Annotated in this window: 14 protein-coding genes and 1 pseudogene; 2 read left to right on the top strand and 13 right to left on the bottom strand. The window is 45.2% G+C overall.

Annotation, left to right across the window (positions count from 1 at the left end):
* The 7 genes and pseudogenes from QUA80_RS27230 to QUA80_RS27195 all read right to left on the bottom strand — a co-directional run.
* On the bottom strand, positions 1-251 hold a 251-nt coding region (locus tag QUA80_RS27230), incomplete at its 3' end, for a DUF4277 domain-containing protein (protein WP_445302297.1).
* A gap of 330 nt (positions 252-581) precedes the next feature.
* Positions 582-1,238 carry an IS66 family transposase gene (locus QUA80_RS27225; protein ID WP_333428106.1) on the bottom strand — a complete coding sequence of 219 codons (657 nt, stop codon included), beginning with the start codon at positions 1,236-1,238 and terminating at the stop codon, positions 582-584.
* Positions 1,239-1,266: 28 nt separating this feature from the next.
* Positions 1,267-1,978: pseudogene (locus QUA80_RS33970) on the bottom strand (IS1 family transposase).
* A 72-nt stretch (positions 1,979-2,050) separates the two neighbouring features.
* Positions 2,051-3,451, bottom strand: coding sequence for a hypothetical protein (locus tag QUA80_RS27210; RefSeq protein ID WP_333428104.1), 1,401 nt, complete (start codon positions 3,449-3,451; stop codon positions 2,051-2,053).
* Positions 3,452-3,737: 286 nt separating this feature from the next.
* Positions 3,738-5,711 carry a CASTOR/POLLUX-related putative ion channel gene (locus QUA80_RS27205; RefSeq protein ID WP_333428103.1) on the bottom strand — a complete coding sequence of 658 codons (1,974 nt, stop codon included), beginning with the start codon at positions 5,709-5,711 and terminating at the stop codon, positions 3,738-3,740.
* Positions 5,712-6,521: 810 nt separating this feature from the next.
* Positions 6,522-6,836: a hypothetical protein gene (locus tag QUA80_RS27200; RefSeq protein WP_333428102.1), complete on the bottom strand. Its 315-nt coding sequence runs from the start codon at positions 6,834-6,836 to the stop codon at positions 6,522-6,524.
* Between the two features lie 95 nt (positions 6,837-6,931).
* Positions 6,932-8,554: a mechanosensitive ion channel family protein gene (locus tag QUA80_RS27195; protein WP_333428101.1), complete on the bottom strand. Its 1,623-nt coding sequence runs from the start codon at positions 8,552-8,554 to the stop codon at positions 6,932-6,934.
* Between the two features lie 230 nt (positions 8,555-8,784).
* On the opposite strand from QUA80_RS27195, the gene QUA80_RS27190 reads away from it, so the two are divergent.
* Together QUA80_RS27190 and QUA80_RS27185 are read left to right on the top strand one after the other, a co-directional pair.
* Complete coding sequence (locus QUA80_RS27190; protein WP_333428100.1) at positions 8,785-9,729, top strand: DMT family transporter; 945 nt, start codon at positions 8,785-8,787, stop codon at positions 9,727-9,729.
* A 93-nt stretch (positions 9,730-9,822) separates the two neighbouring features.
* Positions 9,823-10,788: a DMT family transporter gene (locus tag QUA80_RS27185; protein WP_333428099.1), complete on the top strand. Its 966-nt coding sequence runs from the start codon at positions 9,823-9,825 to the stop codon at positions 10,786-10,788.
* 79 nt (positions 10,789-10,867) lie between these two features.
* Here QUA80_RS27185 and QUA80_RS27180 read toward each other — a convergent pair whose 3' ends face one another.
* The 6 genes from QUA80_RS27180 to QUA80_RS27155 form a co-directional block, all read right to left on the bottom strand.
* Complete coding sequence (locus QUA80_RS27180; RefSeq protein WP_333428098.1) at positions 10,868-12,025, bottom strand: M12 family metallopeptidase; 1,158 nt, start codon at positions 12,023-12,025, stop codon at positions 10,868-10,870.
* A 611-nt stretch (positions 12,026-12,636) separates the two neighbouring features.
* Positions 12,637-13,182 (bottom strand): hypothetical protein, encoded by a 546-nt coding sequence (locus QUA80_RS27175; RefSeq protein ID WP_333428097.1) that lies wholly within the window; start codon positions 13,180-13,182, stop codon positions 12,637-12,639.
* Positions 13,183-13,399: 217 nt separating this feature from the next.
* Positions 13,400-14,761 (bottom strand): cytochrome 450, encoded by a 1,362-nt coding sequence (locus QUA80_RS27170; protein WP_333428096.1) that lies wholly within the window; start codon positions 14,759-14,761, stop codon positions 13,400-13,402.
* Positions 14,762-15,664: 903 nt separating this feature from the next.
* On the bottom strand, positions 15,665-16,147 hold the full coding sequence (gene petD, locus QUA80_RS27165) for a cytochrome b6-f complex subunit IV (protein WP_333253064.1): 483 nt from the start codon (positions 16,145-16,147) through the stop codon (positions 15,665-15,667).
* A 182-nt stretch (positions 16,148-16,329) separates the two neighbouring features.
* Entirely contained in the window at positions 16,330-16,998 is a 669-nt protein-coding gene (gene petB, locus QUA80_RS27160; RefSeq protein WP_015174799.1) for a cytochrome b6, read from the bottom strand.
* A gap of 597 nt (positions 16,999-17,595) precedes the next feature.
* Positions 17,596-18,657 (bottom strand): calcium-binding protein, encoded by a 1,062-nt coding sequence (locus QUA80_RS27155; protein ID WP_333428095.1) that lies wholly within the window; start codon positions 18,655-18,657, stop codon positions 17,596-17,598.
* Between the last annotated feature and the right edge of the window lie 122 nt (positions 18,658-18,779).

The raw sequence follows: 18,779 nt of genomic DNA, 5'->3' as shown, positions 1-18,779 counted from the left end.
TTTAAATGTGATGCTTGAATCCCCGTTCCAAGTAAATGTTCTACTGCTTTCCCTTCAAAAAATTTAGAGAATAAGTATAATGGGGCAGAAACCATCCCTAATCCATTAATAATCATGGCTTTAACTACCAGGCCGGGACTGACTATCTCGCCCGGTTGTTCGCCTACTAATTCATTGATTTTTTGGACAATTCCTATTTCATCAATTAGACCGGCTATCAAGCCCAGATGATCTAGGTTTTCTACTTTCATCTGGGATGCTTTCTGCATGGGCTGCTGAATCCTGATTTGAGCGTTCATCTCGCTCGCCAGTTTACACTATTTTTGGTGATGATTGGTTACCCAAGAGCGAGCGAAATTAACGCATTTTCGCGGATGTGATCGGGTTACGGATATGTCATAAACTTGGTCTTTTACCGAGCGCTACCAAAATAATTGAGTATTTTTACTCGCTCTTGTCTCGGATGATTCACTTTTACCCCCTCAATTCGCGTATGTGCCAGTTGGGGGTGCGGAATGTGGGTTAAAAATGTTTTTTTAGTTGTTTAGTAATACACAAATTGAGGTTTTTGTCAAATTAATTTAGATGCGTTTACCCTGGATACCATCCGGATGATGTGGCGCTAAATTTAAAATCCCGGTTAATCTTTCCTGTAAATTTTCTCGGTATCGCTTGAGTCTGGCATCGTCGATTTTTTCTCGTCGTCGATGGATGATAAAAGCTCTTAATAATAACCTCTTCATTGCTGGGGCGAAAATCCTGTCCCCAGCATCAATCGCATATTGGCAGTCCCGCAATTGATGAGCCAAACACACTTGCCATTGTGGTGCTGGATGATTTTTTTGAGCGCTAAATAAATCTGACACCCAAATATCGGGACGATGTTCTCCTAGAACTTCGTACATTACTCCACTGGCTCGGCTAGGGCGGATGATGTGCAAACAAACATCAGGGTTCTGAAACACCCACTCCCACTCCCAATGTCCGTTAACTCTCGCGCTCGTTTCATCTGAACAAATTAATTTTGCCCGCCGCAGCCGTTGTAGTATTTGAGTTACTTGGTCATCTAAACTCGTTTTGACTTTCTCTAATAAATTGGCGATTGCTCCTTCTGAGATCTTGAGTCCAAAAACGGATGCAAATATCGACGATAGCCGTTCGTAGCTGATGGCCTGAGTGTAACGCAGATATGTAACTAAGCTTTGAATTGAACTGCCAAACGGTGAACCTGGTTCCATTCCCAATGATACAGGTGCAACGGTAGTCCTAAACAAGTAATGACAAATTGTAATGATGGATAAAATACCAAATCGCACCGATGTGATTATTTAAGGACTTGGAAAAAGATAATGTCTTTCGTACCAAACGAGACACCCGTTGTCGGAGAGTGTTATTGAAGCGCTCAATATAACTGGTTTTACCCGTCTCTTTCCCGACCGCCTGATGTCGCTTACGGGCGTAACACCTTCGAGTAAGCCGCCCAGAAATCCGTGTAGGCGACAGCACATTGTCGATAGACTGGCGGTAAGGATTTCCATAATTCACTCGCGGCGGCCGAGTCTCTTGCCCCAATGTAAACCCCGACAATTTCACGGGTCTTAACGTCTAAGGCTAACTATACCCACTGTTTATTGCTTTTATGGTCTACAAACGACCATAATTCATCACATTGAATCGCTAGCTTTCCCTTTTTTTTTAATGACACCTGTACGGTTCGGGGCACTCGGGCGTATTTCCGGTTAACATAATCTTGGAGCCATTGCTCCGAAACCTTGACTGCACGGGCGATGCCGGCAAGAGAGAGGCGTTCTAGCAATAATCGGTCGATTAGTTCTTTCGTGGCTGGGTCGATCACCTTCTTGTCTGGATTCTCGACAAATTGCCGACCACAGTCGTAACATTTGAATCTTTGTTTTCCTGTGTGAATGTGACCGTTTTTCACGGTTCGGGAAGAAGAGCAAAGGGGACAATTCGGCATAGTTTACAAAAAACTTATCGAGGCTACTATTTTACCATCATTACTTCTTGACCACTACCCAATTTAATAGCATTACTCTTGCATTCCGGCATACAGGAGTCGGACAAATAAGCGGGCACCATCATCTTTTTTCAGGGTTGAATAAGAGGGAGCTTCACTGTTACCGATCGCACGCAAATCTGACAGTAGTTCTGGATGGAATTGGCAAGTAAACGAGCGTCGAATTTTCTTAGTTTCAAAGTCTTTGTAGTTAATGCAAGTTGCTGAACACTCAGTAACTATTGCACCATCTTCCTCTGCTGTTGAACAAAGAATTTCAATGGAGTCGGGCAGTTGTATTAGCCAACTTAGAGAGCTACCAGCTATGATGTGCCGATAGGGAACAATAGCGTCATGAATACTGCGGTAAGCCCAGTTGGCAAACAATATTGCTTCTTCGTTGACTTCATCGGAATGAAACATCGAAATTGACACTCTTGCTTCATATTGAATTGTTGTGTCAATCACACCTTCATGGGTGTCGGCTGTGACATCATGAGCATGAATAATTTCCCAAGGAATATCTAAAGCATCGCCGTCTGGAGACTGATAAGGCAACAACGCGCGATCGCCTACTTCTTTTAATTCATTGCGCGTCACGGCAAAATGCTCGTCATTCCAGCCAGTAGCAACAACCCGTCCATCGCGCTTTTTGACTTCGAGTGTGCTGCCCATTGCTTCAATGCGCTGGCAGACTTCTTGCAACGATCTGAGTGCTTTGGTCTCCTTATCGCGTTCTAAAGATGTCATATTGAGGACTTGTTTGACTGCACGCCGGATGAGTCGGATGTGACATTCAGCAGCCAGTTGGTGCCCTACACAGATAAAGATGGCGGGGGCACTGGTGGGCGTTCGCGAGATCAATAATTTTTCCACTAATGCAAACATATCCTCTCGCGAACAGGCCGGACTTGTCCAGGTGGAGGCATCGTATGTTGATGGATCGCCGCCTTCGACTACCACTGCATAACCAGAGTTAATTGCCGGAACAACTATTTCTGGATCGAGGACTCCTGTTGACCAAACAGGTAGTAATACAGAGTCCATATCGGCGACTTTCTGAGCAATGTAGGCGACATTTTTGGAAGCGCGAACATCTTCACCAAGTGCGTTAAGGCCTACGTGTTCCCAAGGTTCGATGATGGTTATACAGTTGCGTAACAAATTGGGATGCAACAGTAGAAACTCCAGGTCTGACTGTGAATTAATCACTTTTTCTAAAGGCTTGGCGTGTCCCCACTCAAAAATGCCGTCGTTGGCAAATAGTTCTTTTTCCAAAAGCGGATCTTCAGAAGTTCGATCGGCTAAGAAACGACCCAACAAAATATGTGCCGATTCAAAATCAGATCTACCTTCATGCAAGTAGCCAGGACTTAATCGCCAGTCGGCTGTGGTGGTTTTATGTTGCTGAACTTCGATCGCTTCTACCATCATAATTTATCTCCTTGTGTTGTTAAAAAACTTAAGCTTGTACTCACAGGAATTGCACTAAAGTCTGTATAATCAACAAGCTCTTTTCTAAATTAGGAAATACAGCAGATTCCACATTTATGAAGTACCGCCCCAGATTATTCTATCCCCGTAGGGACACGGCGAAAGCCTTTGTCCCTACACTTCATCAATCAGGAATACGCTGTAATTTAGATTAACTTGATTAACCCGCTCTCAGGCAAAGTTCATCGATCCGTATTCTTGCAACTATGGTAAATCTACAGTGCCATCAAGTTTCATCCTCAGCTATAGTAATCAGTCGATCGTCTAAACTGAGATTTAACTGCTTATCCATACTCGGTATTAATTCAATACCAAAGTTTTTATTTTTATCCTGGGCTATGGCGCTAATTCTTACGCCAATACACAATTCATTACGGTTTTGTGCAGCTAATACACAATCAGCGAAAGTCAGCTTGCTAATTTGTTCTTTGGGAAAGTAAAGCGAGATTGGCTTGACATACAGTTCGCTACCTTCCGGTGAGAACAAATGCCTATATATTGACATTATATCTGGCTCTTGGGATACCTGGGCTAAAATTTTTGACACAAATTGATCCGTGAGGAGAAAGTCTTTTACACCTGCTTTGATTACCAGGTCAGTGTCTTGAGAATCAATTATTTCTGCAATCAATTCTGTAGTTACTTGGTTTCCTGTTTGGTTTTTATATTCTCTGAAAATTTGCCGGATTTCTAACAAAACGGTGAGGGTTTTAGCATCTATTTGCTCGGCGTTTTCACCTCTCCCTGCCAAAATTGAGATACTGTTAAATTCATAAGGTTTTAAAGTTCCCAACTGCTCAACAGACTCCAAATTTACCTCGATAAGATTCATCTTGATATCTGGGTATTCTTTGGCAATATTGTCAAATTCCGCTTGCATTTCCTTGGTTATATCTTGTGTTACCAAGTTAACCTGTGAACCTGCCACCAGGTATTTACCATATTCTTTAATAGTAATTGGGGTTTTGTTGTTCCAACCAATAACCAGGTGTTTTTCAGGTTTTTGTTCTAAAGATTTGCTACTGTCAGCATAACCTTTAATTAATGGTTGGACTACAGGTTGGGGAGAAAACCGGATAGTTGAGTCATCTTCTGCCAGAATTATAATTTCATCTGACTCAGCTAGTTTGTAATTGTTGCAGGCTTTTATTGTCAATGTGCCATCTGCATGGCGCACACCTATTGGTATACCAGTTGAGAAATGAAATGGTAATTCGCCGAAACTTACACTCTGCCAGCCTTGTTCTGGGCGATAGAAATAGAATTCGTTTCCTTCAAAACCCACTAAGTTTAAATATACTGCTGCTAGCCCTACACTCCGGGATGTTTGAACTAAAATTCGAGCTAAAATATCCGCCTCATTCAGAGTAATTATGGCTCCTGGAGCAATATTTTCAGCTAGGCGACGATATTGTTCTAAGTGTAATTCTACGACAATTACTGGCAAGGAGTCTTCCTGATTAGCTGCCACCACAGCCAGGATAGCTTTGACTACCCGTGCATCAGATAAAGTTTTAAACTCTTCGGAATCTGAGGCTTTCGCATCATTCAAAATAATCACTGATTTAGCAACTTTTATTCCCACCTTATCTAGGTCGCTTAAATTTGTGATTGAGCCATTGCGAGTCACCAATCGCGTCTTTTGAGTTTTGCCTACATTATCCCGGAGAAAATCATCCATTTCCTCCTTTTCTTTTTGAGATAATAAAACAATTACTGCGTCATCTTCCGATTCATTAGCAACTACTAATTCTTGAATAATATCTACAACTCTATCTGTAAATCCCAAAATTAAAGTATGGTTTTCTTCTACTACTATACTTTTTCCTTTTCGCAGCGACTGAAGTTTTGATTCAAATTCTTGAGTGATGAAAGCAACTAGACTAGAAAATAGTACCAAGCCAATAAAAATTGTGACTACACCCACAACCTTAGTTGCAAAATTGGCATTATCTCCTGTGTCTCTTAGACCTATTAGCTGAACAAATACGTCCCACGAAAAATCGGAGTTACCTTCTATACCTTGATTGGGAAACCACCATTCTGCCAGGTAACGTGCAATTGTCATCAAAACAAAAGCACCAAAAAATGCTAACAGTAATGCCAGAAAGACTGAAAACCCTCCCTTCGACATAAAGTTGTCGAACTTATACTCTAGGCGCTTTTGCCGAGAAACTTGATTTTGAGAGAGTTTTTTCATTTTGCTTGTCAAATTTATCACTTATATTTTGTTGATTTATCAACTTATGTTTTGGGTTTATGTTCGTCGAATTTTACCATACTGATAAAAATTAAGTAATTAAGATATGGCTGAGTCTGCGAACGAGAAACGAGAAAATGGAAGCAGTCAGGCCTTCGATCCCAAATCCAGTTAATCAGCGACACAAAGAAGTGGGCAGGGGATATGGGGTATCAGATATCAGGGAAGTGAGTGCCATTAGCCGGATTTGATATCACCCCTGATTCGCTAACATCATCTTACTAGGGAAGGGGAATGTTGAGAATGCGACCAGAGGTCTATTTAAACACATCTTGCACCAATCTCAAGAACAGTCTTTCGGGCCTGTTCGACAAAAGATGAATTTTCTTGTGGGGTGGGCAGGAGATCCCGCCCTTGAAAGGCTGATTGACCATGATGCAAGATGTCACTTTAAACTCACATCTTGCACCATTCTCGCTTAACAGGCATCTTGCCTGTTCCACAAAGAGTAGATTTTCTCGCTTCAAAGACCCGAAAGCCTGTTCCTAAAAGGCTAATTGAGAATGGTGCAAGATATAAGTTTAAACCGATTGTGTCAGGTGAGGGGAAAAATGCGATATTTACGCAAGTTCCACGAATACGGTGCTGCTGCGGGCAAATTCCTCCTCCTCGGGCGAAAAGTATGGATCTCGCTGGACCAGCGCGGGGTCAAAACGGTATGTCTCCTGAAGTAAGTTGCCGCTGATGAGAGCCGATTCCAAATCCTTGATGTATTTTGAGACTCTTGAATGCTTTCGCCATCGCCTCGGTCTAACATCGCAGTGTTGCTTTGACCCGTGCCAAGCGTGAAGCTAGCTTGAGAATACCGTAGAGGTGGAACAGGCGATCGGCTGATATACTCAGATGCTTTAGTGCTTTGCTCAGTGCCAGAGACGAGTCCAGACTCGACCAGTAGCGGGCAGTGTAGAACTCTTTCTCATCTTTTTGATACCGCTGGTGAGAACAAGCAATTGATGAAGAGACGGTGTTGTGTAGCTTCCAGAAGAAGAGACTGTTGGCGAATTTGCAGGGGGTGTTGCCCCTGACACCTAGAACGAAGCATTTGCGTTCGCTATGGGCAGTCAACAGCTATACGGTCAATTAACAAGGGGTTTAACCCCTCACCCCATTTTTATGGGTGAGGGGTTAAACCCCTTGTTAATTGACCGACATTCTCACAATCAATTAGACAAATATGACTGACGCAAATGCCAGACGATCTCGCGCCGCATTTCGCTAAGAATCCGCTGTCCCCGTTCACAATGTTCCAACTTGATGTCATCGACATAGAACCGCACCAGCGTGTCTCGCGTGTAATCTCCCTTCAGGTCATCGATCCAGATTTTGGGGTCTTGCCATTCATTGCGCGAACTCTTGAAGTTTTCTCGCAACCATTCGCGAAAGCGTTCTACCAGATCGTCTAATCGCGTGTCTAACCCTTTGGGATTACTGATTGCCCAGAACAGCTTGTTAACTTTGATCTTCAACACATCAATCTTCTGTTCCCACTCTTGCTTCAACGCTTGCTGGTCTTCTTGAAATAGGTCAGGGTCTTTCAACCAGTATTGATACCAACGGCGTATCAGCCCAATCAACGTACTCTCGGATACTGTTCCCGTAGCTTCACCCATCGAGCGTCTGCGACGGTCATGTCGATCGGGCTTTTTTGATTCCATTCCAATCTTTTGACAAAGTTCCAGATAGTATGCTTGCACTGTTCGCCGCTCCTCTACATCTAATCCGCCCCTTTCTAATTGGGAGATGAGATCGGCTAGGTGCGCCAAACCCATTTCAATCTCAGCTAGTACAGTATTCACCTTAGACTCAGCTAACAAGCGTTGCCGTCCCGCCTCTCGTTTCTGTTGCGATTTTACCCCAGGTAAAGAGTAGCCATAAAACTGGTCAACTAATTCTAACTTCTTGTCTATTTCGCCCATAGTATCGGGGTGCGCCAGCACGACTCTTTCAATCATGGAGATGGCTAGAGCCGGGGCAACATCTGCTTTGATGGGAATGGAGATCGTGTAGTAGTAATGATTGGTCGGACGGCTGAGGTTAATAATTTCCTGCCCTTCAAACGCGCCATTGGGGATGTAAATCTGTGAGTGCGTGTCAATGAGATACAGTTCGGTTAATCGCAGCCCAATGTGTTTGATCACGCCTCTTCTACCGTTGGCTAGCTCAATCACATCCCCAAAGCGAAACGGTGTATCGATGAGCAAGACTAACCCACTGAAGAAGTTTGCCAGAATGTCTTTTAGGGCAAACCCCAAGATAAAACTGATTCCTCCGATCGCAACTAACACACCTTGGATGTCAATACCGAATGCCTGGAGAAACAGCAGTCCACCCACCAAGTAAACTATTACAGGGAGAACATTTTGTAGGATGGGAGTCAGAACATCATCCCACATTGCCTCGGAGCGTGCGGCATACTGCCTGAAAGCATAGGTCACAACCTCAGTGAGCAATTGAACCGCCCAAAAGGCGGCGACAAGGACAAGAAAAGCAGTCAAGCCTTTTTGGAACCAAGCAATGTAGATTGTAGGAGTGACAAATAGCGTCTGCAATGCCAGCTTGAAACCGATCGCGAACACAATGAGTGTCAGCGGTGTTTGTGAGACGTTGAGTGCAACTAACGCCAGGTCGGAGGTAAATTGACGGAAAATTCTCCGCAAAATACCAAACAGTAGGTTGAGAACAATAAGGACAACACCAAGAATGCCGAAGTTAAGCAAAAATGCACTCCATCCTGGAGCAGAAAAAATGGCTAACAGAAACGTAGAACTGCCGATCGTCGTCATTTGGAAACCGCCTCCATAGATCCGTAAAGTATGTAAAAAATAGTGCTTGACATAGTATTAAATAGGTGTTAATTAATGAAAGAGACGTTCTTTCAAAAATAAAAATATAAAAAAACTAAAACAAGCATTTAGCTCCGGGATTTGCTAGAGAAAACTTCTCGTTCGCCGCGAAGCACAGTTGCTTCAGGGCCAATCATAATTTTTTCTGTTTTATAGTTGTTTCACCCCTAATGAATGAATCCAATAAAACGACGATGGCGATCGCCTCATTATTTGTCGGTGTAGTCGCCATATCTTTTGGCTCTATCTTCATTAGATGGAGTGAATCTGAACTCAGCCCCAATGCTACAATATTTAATCGCTTTTGGCTAGGTAGTGTCGTCTTCGGGCTGTGGCAAGGATACAAGGCGATACGTCAGAGACTTTCTGGTGACAAACCCGTTCAACAGCATTCATACACCAGTCAGGAGCTTTTGCTATTGCTGGGTGCTGGGACTTTTTTTGCTGCCACCTTAGCCTTTGTAGCTTGGTCGCTGACTAAAACCAGCGTCGCTATCTCGACAATCCTACACAATCTCACCCCCATATTTACCAGCTTAGGAGCGTGGTTGTTATTCGGTCAAGGCTTTAACCGCCAATTTCTGATTGGGATGGTCGTCGCCATTGGGGGAGCGATCGCCATTGAAATCGAGCAGATACAAATCGCCACTGGTGAGGTAACAGGAGGCATAGCAGCCATCGTCTCTGCGGTTTTCATGGGTGCATACCTGCTGGTGGTAGAACAACTGAGAACCAAATTTGACCCCATCACAATTCAGTTGTGGGTTTGTGCGATCGCTACCCTATCCATCTTGCCCATGCTTGTGTTCGCCCAAGAGCGGGTTTTTCCTTCTTCAGTGAATGGGTGGCTGTTCGTAATTTTTCTCGCCCTCGTCTGCCAAGTTTTAGGTCAGGGACTGTTAACATATAGCGTTGCTGGCTTGTCCTCAGTGGTTGTCTCCTTAGTACATTTGTTAGAGCCAGTATTTAGCAGCATTTTGGCTTGGGTCTTATTTTGGGAAAAACTAAGTTTCTCAAATTGGGTAGGTTTTGCCCTAGTTCTCATCGGTCTGTACCTAGCCGTATCTAGCCAAGCTGTTGTTCACCTGCCACAAAATCGGCTAGAGAGCGGGTAGTCACCATTACTATTTGTTTCAACGGCAGGCAAGCGAACAAAACTTGGCTCAAAAAATCAGCACAACTAGATGTCAACACAATTGCTAAAAAGTATGACAGCCAAACTGGAATTAGCACAGCAACACTCGTCCAGAACACCTGCTTGGATCGCAACTGCTTCATTATTTGCCAGCCTGATCCCGCTATCTTTAGCACCAATCCTCGTCAAACTGTGCGAACGAGAAATAGGTTCAAATGCCGTAGCATTCCATCGCGGCTGGATCGCTGCCACCGTCTTTGGCTTGTTGAGCACAATAGAGGCTTTTGACCGCCAAAAATCCGATCGCCAACCCGTAGAAAAGAAGCCTTTTACGAGACGAGAATTCGGGCTGTTGGTAGGATTGGGAAGTTTCGGAGCGACCTACTTCCTGCTGTGGTCTTTGTCGCTGACTCAAACCAACGTTGCCAACGTTACGTTATTTTGTGGTTTGAACCCACTGTTTGTCGGTTTGGCGGGGTGGTTGTTGTTAGGTAGGCGCTACAATAGCAGATTCATCATTGGCATGATCATGGCAGTGGCGGGAGCGATCGTTATGGGATTGGATGACGTGCAGTTCGCCACTAACCAAGTACAAGGTAATGCCGTCGCCTTGCTATCGGGGATTTGTTTTGCTGCGTATCTGATACTGCTAGAACTGCTGCGAGAACGATTTACCACGGCAACCTTATTGCTGTGGCGCTGCGCCTTCACGACTGTGTTTGCGTTTCCCGTCCTCGCACTCGCCGAAGAAAGATTGTTTCCCCATTCCTGGATGGGGTGGTTTTTCGTAATTTTGCAAGCCCTCTTGTGCCAAGTATTGGGTCAAGGACTTTTGGCTTACAGCCTCAGCAAGCTGTCGTCAGGGTTCGTCGCCGTCACGCTGCTTTTCGAGCCAGTCCTTGCCTCAATCTTCGCTTGGGTAATTTTTTCTGAACGCTTGGGTTTCTTTGACTTGATAGCGTTTGTCGTGATTTTATCCGGTATCTATGTAGCTCAATCGAGTCAATCTGCCGTCAAAGAAACCCGCGAATTAGCGTAATTCATGCGTCAGAGCAAGTGGGCGCGATCGCCCGAGGAAATGCCCTTGCCATCATGTGTCTAAACTTTTGCGGCAGCCCTCACCACAGCATCACTGAGGCTTCACCACCAGAAAAGTTAGAGTACAAGCGGATTCTCAACACATACCGCCGACCTTGATAAAGCCTAACATTGATTTGTGCATTCAAGTCTGTGCCACTGTCGTCGTCACCAGCAACATATTTCAGGTCACCACTCTGATCCTCGAAAAGAACCATAACTGTATCTACCTTTCCGAAGGTTCCAATTGTATAGGTTCGGGTCGCAGAGGGTTCGATCGCAAAGTTTTTCTGTTCAGCAGGCGCGAGGGACAGAATCTCGGAATGGAAGGGTTTAAGTTCTGTATAACTCGAGTCATCAAGCGGGGGATAGAATAATCGTACCTGCAACACATCCTGCTCAGAAAGTCCGCCAGCAGGGTTTAATCCGTTGCGGTACTCCACAGGTTTCTCAATGAGTCCCGCTGCAAAAGCGTAATGCATGATAGAGTTGGGGTCCCACTTTGACCCCTCCACTTCTCCTGTTCCAAGCTTTTGGAGCACGTTATAAAAAGTTGTATCTCGGTCCCATTCGTTAGGAGGAGCAGCGAAATATTTATAAACGGCTTCTTCGTCCCATACGATACCTGCAAACGGGTTTTGGTGCTCGTGAGGGAAACCTAAGGCGTGACCTATCTCGTGAACGGGGACATCTACCCCACGGGAATCAGCCCGAAGATCCCAGCCGAAGTTCATGGTTCGCTCGCCTTGTCTGGGAATATCGATCGTATCGCGGCCAACATATGACCAGGCTCCATCCCCTTGCACAAAGCCGATTCGTATCTCTGCCTCGCTGATGTTCCTAACTTCCTCAAACTTGATACCAATCCCTACCTTCTTCCACACCTCAAACCCCTGCCGCACGATCTCCTTCTGTTCGTTCCCGCCTGAATAGGGACCGCTCTCAAAAAAGTAATAACGTAATTTTGTACCGTTAACCCACTTCTTCCCGATTAACCTTATTAGACGAGCACGCTCCGGCGACACGCTCGGATCGAAAGTGCGTGGAGGAACCTTTGGCAAAGCACAAAATTTTTGTACTTCTTTACCTGATACTTCGCCACTTGAGTCAACTTTGATTCCCAGCTTAGCTTCAATTTGTTCGAGGCGTTTTAGTAATTGCTCAAGTTGATAAGAGTCGATTTGTGAAATTTTAGTCATGACAAATTCCTCCAAAGTGAAGACCTAGGGACTTTAAGTCCAAAGAACCAGCTATTTTGAGAATGTTGATTTTCATCTACCTGAATCAAGTGGGAACACAGTAGATTCAGGAAATAGAAACTGCAACCCTGTCAACAATGACCTAGATAAATGCGAGCTGTCGAGCTTGTATAAACTGAATTAAATCCTTGTGAAACCCTGATTTTTTGTTAAAATGATGACTCTGGACGGAGAGATTTCCTACCGTCAATATGCCATGAGGAAATGGCGATCGCACTTTACAGAGAACTCGTGTTCCCCATTATAGTTTCAAGCTTTACACCGTCAACTATCCACAGTCAGGACTGTTTTTAGCTCTTAGTCTGAAACCGTTGATTTTCCGTTGGGATATCGATTGTGCAATTGCCCTGAAACCCAGATTCTACAGTTGCCAATCAAACACTATCCGAATTATTGATAGGAATAATTGACAACAGCCTGCTAGAGTTTGCTGCATAGCCTTTATAGGCTAGCAAATAAAACTGTGTTAGTGGGTGTCGTCGGTTCAAACGCCGCCGCTTCGATCGACAAAACCCGTAACGAAGAGGGTTTTGTAGTTTTTGTAAATATTTTCAGTCTTTGGCAACGATCAAACAATCACTCTCAACTTTAGACAGCATATCTGGAAAAGCTGAGGTGTAGTTGCCATCTTTGTCTGCAATCCTGCGGAGTATATATCCGTTGTCAGGAGGTCTGCCGAAAAACGAGTTTGTGCGATACCAGATATCTCCATTCGGACTGTTCGGATCTCGATCGATCAAAAAATCTACCAGCCACGGCGGCACAGACCATCCAAACACTATCGGCGTGATGTGTCCGTGCTGCAAAGTTGCATCGGAGAATCTGAACAAGTAGCTGAAGCGAGAAAATTTAACTAAATAAATTAACATCCGTCCCGCCATTGATGAATGAAATGTCCAGATAACAGGGTCAAAAACGCGCAGCAATAACGTCCGTTCGTCAGCATTCCAGTCTGAACTGTACATCGTCAGACAATCATCTGGTAAAACATTACCGTCCATAAAAAAGATACCTTGCAGGACTTCGGGTAAATCCGCTGGATTATCTACTTTCATCCAATTCGCAATGTCTTTTAGTTGCTTTTCTTCGATTAACATGGTATTATTTATCCTCAAAAAAAGTTGTGATTTGGTTTCCTGTTAGATACCCCCTTGATTTCTTAGTCGCTCGCTGGCTCGGACGAAAGTTTGTGTAGGGTAGGATCTCTTTCAACCGCCGAGTCTGATAGCAGTTTTCAATCTGATGAAATACAGCTTTAGACACCGCGAGTGCCTAAGTCCCTACCCGAGATCTACGATCGAGCTTTTGGATTAATTACCGCCGCAAGTTAGGCTCAGAGGAGCGGCGCACTTTGCCTACCGTACTGACGACATCCACCAGCATCTTGAGTGCGATGTCTTTACCGGGGCAAATCCGTCCCGCACTCCGATCGCCCACCGAATGAAAACCCATATGAAAAGGGCAGAGATTCTCGCGCTTAGCGTTGAATTGGTATACCGTAGAGCCCCAGAAACTCTCGTCTAGCAGCCCCAAACTGAGCGGTATCAGTACCTTGGTTCCGGCGGGGAAAGTGCGCTCTTTGCCCGCTACCCTTGCGGTGAAAGGCTCTGTCGCGACTCGGTGGGTGGCGCTGACGGGGGCCCAGAGGCGGGCGCATTCGAGGAGGAACAGCTCGATCGACTGGGGATCGTCCAAATCGAGCTCATCCCAAAAATCAGTCGGGTTAATTTCGGCCGTCTGCTGTCCTTTATAGGCGGGGAGAGGGCGGTATCCCATTGCCGTGTAGCCTAGGTGCAGGGGGCCTTGCAGTCCCGCTATCCCCATAATTGATGTCATCAGCTTCGCCAATTCCCGCTTAGTCATGCCGTTGTTTTCCGAGCTCTCCTCGAAGTCGGCTAAAGCTGGGGAATTTTCATAGATAGTCGCCGCACGCTCGATTAGAGCCGACAAATCCCCGTGTCCAAAGAGGTTCAGGCTTTGCAGCAGGTTGCCGATGACGGCGAAGTAGTGCAGCGGGCTTTGGCGGGTGTAATGCAATTCGGTGAGAAGTTCGATCGACTCTGAATCGTCTGGATTAATCCCAAAGATGACGTAGTGCAGATATCGGACTAAAAATCCCATCCAACCGCGCTTGACATCGGTAAAAAACGCTCCCCCCGCACCGTGCGACATCTCGGCATAATCTGCGGCTAGCCTCAGCAGCAACCGTCTGCTGATTTCGTCCCCTTGGCGATCCGTTGTGGCACTGTTGAACAGATATTTCTGCATACAGCTTCGGAATTCTGCGTGGTTGCTGCTACCGTCAGTTTCGCGATCGGACAAAGACAGCAGGAAAAGGTTTCTGCCGCCGACATCTTGGTTGGGCGCGCGATCGGGATCGAGTACAGAAGTACCCAGCCGCCATCCGCGCGCCTGGGGCGATGTGAGTGCTTTTTCCAGCGTGTCAAACTCTCCCATCACGACTTGCCCCGCGCAGCAAAAGTTCGCTCCGAAAGCCAGCCGTTTTATGTGCAAATAGGTGGGTTCGTTGGCAATCAAACCCTCAATCAGGGCGATCGGCGGTAGCATCGTTTTGCTGAGACTTTCTTCCGGGTTTTGCAAAGCCCAAACCTGAAACTCGTTCAGGGCCGGGTTCATCAGCGATGAGAAAATAGTATCTAAATTTAGGTTCATCATAATTCCTCCTAGAACTCTTCGCCATAACGCGCTTCGCATTTAGTAGCAGCAAGAGGGTATTGAGCGGCAATTGAGCGGGATTGAATACCCGCTTCATTTCCCAAATCAGTAAGTATAACTATAGCCATTTTTTTTTTGCACGCCGTGGCAATATAGAGATAGTTTTACTGAATATGTCTGCGTCTAAGTCTAGCCTTTTTCCGGAGATTGAGTGGAATTTATAACGATTTCTGGTAAGTAGATATACTTTCTATATCTAAAGTATTAGACTGAATCTCTGAGAGCCACACCTAACTGTAGATATTTACAGGAACTCGCCCCGACCAAATACTATGGTTTTGTTTGCGCTTATATATTTAGATATAATATTGTCGGCTTCTGTATGCTTCTGACTTTAATTGAATAAAATCCGAGAATTAATTACTGAGTATTATTAAATAATAGAGCTAAAAACCCCAAATTCCCAATCCTCAATTATTCAATTCTTCAATCAGTTGAAATCCCGAATCCCCAATTCTTCAATTCTTCAATTCTTCAATTCTTCAATTTAAAATTAATTGATATCCCCAATTCTTCAATTCTTCAATTCTTCAATTCTTCAATTTAAAATCAATTGACATTCCCAATTCTTCAATTCTTCAATTTAAAATCAATTGACATTCCCAATTCTTCAATTCTTCAATTCTTCAATTTAAAATCAATTGACATTCCCAATTGTTCAATTCTTCAATTCTTCAATTCTTCAATCTAAAATCACCAATCTAAAATCTAAAATCTAAAAATCCCCAATCTAAAATCTAAAATCTAAAATCTAAAATCAATTGACGCCCGCTAAAGTTTCCCACCAGTACAAAAGCACTTTACAGGAAACCCGCAGGCGTCAAAATCAAGCAAACTTAAATCTTAGAAAAGACCCAGTGTGAAAGATTTGTCGATCGGGAAAATAGCACCAATACCCAACCACAGAGTTACAGCAGTTCCCAACAGGAAAACAGTAGTAGCAACAGGGCGGCGGAACGGATTTTGGAACTTGTTAACATTCTCGATGAACGGAATCAAAATCAAGCCCAGGGGAACACCGGCCATGCAAGCAATACCCAACAATTTGTTAGGCAAAACGCGCAGGATTTGGAACACAGGCCACAAATACCATTCCGGCAGAATTTCCAGCGGAGTAGCAAAAGGATTAGCAGGTTCGCCAACCAAAGCCGGGTCTAGTACGGCCAAACCCACGCACAGAGAAATCGTTCCCATGATGACTATAGGGAAAACGTAGAGCAAGTCATTAGGCCAAGCTGGTTCGCCATAATAGTTATGACCCATGCCCTTAGCGAGCTTAGCGCGGAGCGCTGGATCGCTCAAATCTGGTTTTTTGAGAATAGACATAGTAAGAGTGTTCTCCTTTTAGTTTTACCCGGGGCTGCCATTCCACTGTATTCGTTAGTTTGAATCAGCGGCGCGATCGCAGGAAGTATTAGCCGTAAATAAATATCATGAGTGATGAGTTCTGAATTTTCAACTCACAATTCAGCGGGGGGGCAAAAAATACCGCCCCCACAACTCAAAATTTACAACGGGCCAGAGATACCTTGCTTGCGAATCATCAAGAAGTGAGCCAGCATGAAGACTACAATCAGCCAAGGCAACACAAAAGTGTGCAAGCTGTAGTAGCGAGTCAAAGTGCCTTGACCGACGCTGACACCGCCGCGCAGCAGTTCCACCATCAAAGAACCGACAAACGGGATAGCTTCGGGGACGCCGGAAACGATTTTAACCGCCCAGTAACCGATTTGATCCCAAGGCAGTGAATAGCCGGTCACGCCGAAAGAAACAGTGATGACTGCCAAGATTACTCCTGTCACCCAGGTTAATTCGCGGGGCTTTTTGAAGCCGCCGGTCAGATAAACCCGGAAGATGTGCAAAATCATCATCAGCACCATCATGCTTGCAGACCAGCGGTGGATGGAGCGGATCAGCCAGCCGAAATTGACTTCAGTCATCAGGTATTGCACTGAAGAAAAAGCTTCTGCTACCGTGGGACGGTAATAGAAAGTCATGGCGAAGCCAGTGGCAAACTGAATCAGAAAGCAAACTAAAGTAATTCCGCCCAAGCAGTAGAAAATATTGACGTGCGGGGGTACATACTTTGTAGTGATGTCATCGGCGAGCGCCTGAATTTCCAGGCGTTCCTCAAACCACTGGTAGGTTTTTGAGTCGGTGATTTGTTTAGAAAACATGGAGCCAGAATTCCTAAAAGAATATTGCTGTGGTTGAGGTTCAGGGCAGCAGCCACAAGGTTTTTTGTCGCCCCGCGCCGAGCAGCTTGCTTTTACTAGCAAATGCCTGAGGCTATTTTTTAAATTTGGAGCTGACGAAAGGAAATCTCTTGTGCGATCGCCTGCAAGCTCTGGGAAACTAAGCGGTGGCTTGTCCCTACTCGCTGGCGTTGCCCGATCGAATTCCAGACTGTGATAAAAAATGTAACATAATTGCCGTGCAATTTTCACGCGCGCGATCGCTTTTTGGACACTTAAAAGGCTTTTTTCGGAATCTCAACATCCGCCCAAGCTACTATGCGGGGAGGGCTGAGCTGCAGAAAGCAGTCCGAGCCGGAAACCGGTTTGCCGGGAGAGGCGAAATTTCATCTCGATCGTAAAACTTCACTTTTGGCCCCAAACGACCTCATTGTCGATCGAGTAGCCCGATCCGGTTCGATCGTACAATCGAATCTTGTTTTGTAGTCAGGACTGCAGTCCTTGCTAACAAAATCTGCTGGCTGCAACCTGCGTATTTCCGTAAAAAAAGCCGGTGATTGCCCCCGTCGGTAAGTTTTATCAAAATTGAAAAGAAGCCAAACTTTCCACAAAAACTGGCAGTATTGGCGAGAAAGGAGTGGGAAGCGGCGGTATCGGGAAGGGAATTTCCGGCAGAGACGGGAAGGATGGAAAGTCTCGCGATGGCGGTGTAAACCCTGTCGAAACGATCGCGCAATCTGATAGATTCACATCAGTAATATTTTGAACATCGGCGATTAAATCCGATCCGACCAATATCCGAGTTCCCCGTCTCGTACCGTCATCATAAGATTCAAATCGGTAAGAGAAGAAGCGAGAACCGTCACGATCTTGTACGAAGCCAACAACTTGAATTTTGTCACCTTCGCCCCGGTTAAAATCCTCAATAACGGCATGGGCGGCGTCACCGCTATAGAAAAGGTAAGGGCGGGCATTTGACGAACCGAGAACAAATAAGTCGGCTCCATTTTGCCCGATTAAATAATCAATTTGTTCTACTGTTGAGGAAAATCCATAACCCGATATGATGTCATTACCCGGCCCGCCAATCAGGGTGTCGCTGCCTTGATTTCCCTCAAGCAAATCGTCTCCTGCATTGGCGTTGATGTAGTCATTATCTAAGTCACCTATTAGAGTGTCATTGCCACCTTCTCCAAACAGGCGATCGTTACCTTTGCCGCCCATTAGCAAGTCGTTGTTGCTGCCACCAAACAAGCGATCGTCTCCATCTCCTCCGATCGCCGTATCATTGCCTTGACCGCCGTTAAGACAGTCATTGCCAGCCCCTCCGAAGATACTGTCGTTATTGTCTTCTCCTCTGATTAAATCGGCGCCTTCGCCACCCTCAAGAAGATCGTTCCCGGCACCTCCTTCAAGTTTGTCATTGCCTTCGCCACCGCTGAGACTGTCGTTACCAAAGTAGCCCAAAAGGCGATCGCTACCGACTCCACCTGCGAGACTATCATTTCCTTCTCCGCCATCTAAAGTGTCATTGCCACCCAAACCAGATAGAGTATCGTTACCTCCAAGCCCGCACAGGGAATCATCGCCAATTTCACCTGCTAGCAAATTATCGAGATTGTCACCGCATATAACTACCATAAATTTGTCCTCCTGAAAACTATTTCACAACAGTCAATCAATTTGAGATTTTGGATTGTTCCCGTCCACTCAATTTTTAATTTTGAATTGGGGATTTTGTAAGGATTTTGGTCCCGATTTCA

The sequence above is a fragment of the Microcoleus sp. F4-D5 genome (genome assembly GCF_036704885.1).
GTDB lineage: Bacteria > Cyanobacteriota > Cyanobacteriia > Cyanobacteriales > Microcoleaceae > Microcoleus.
The sequence above is the reverse complement of the archived record's forward strand: the minus strand, read 5'-3'. Positions and strand labels throughout refer to the sequence as shown.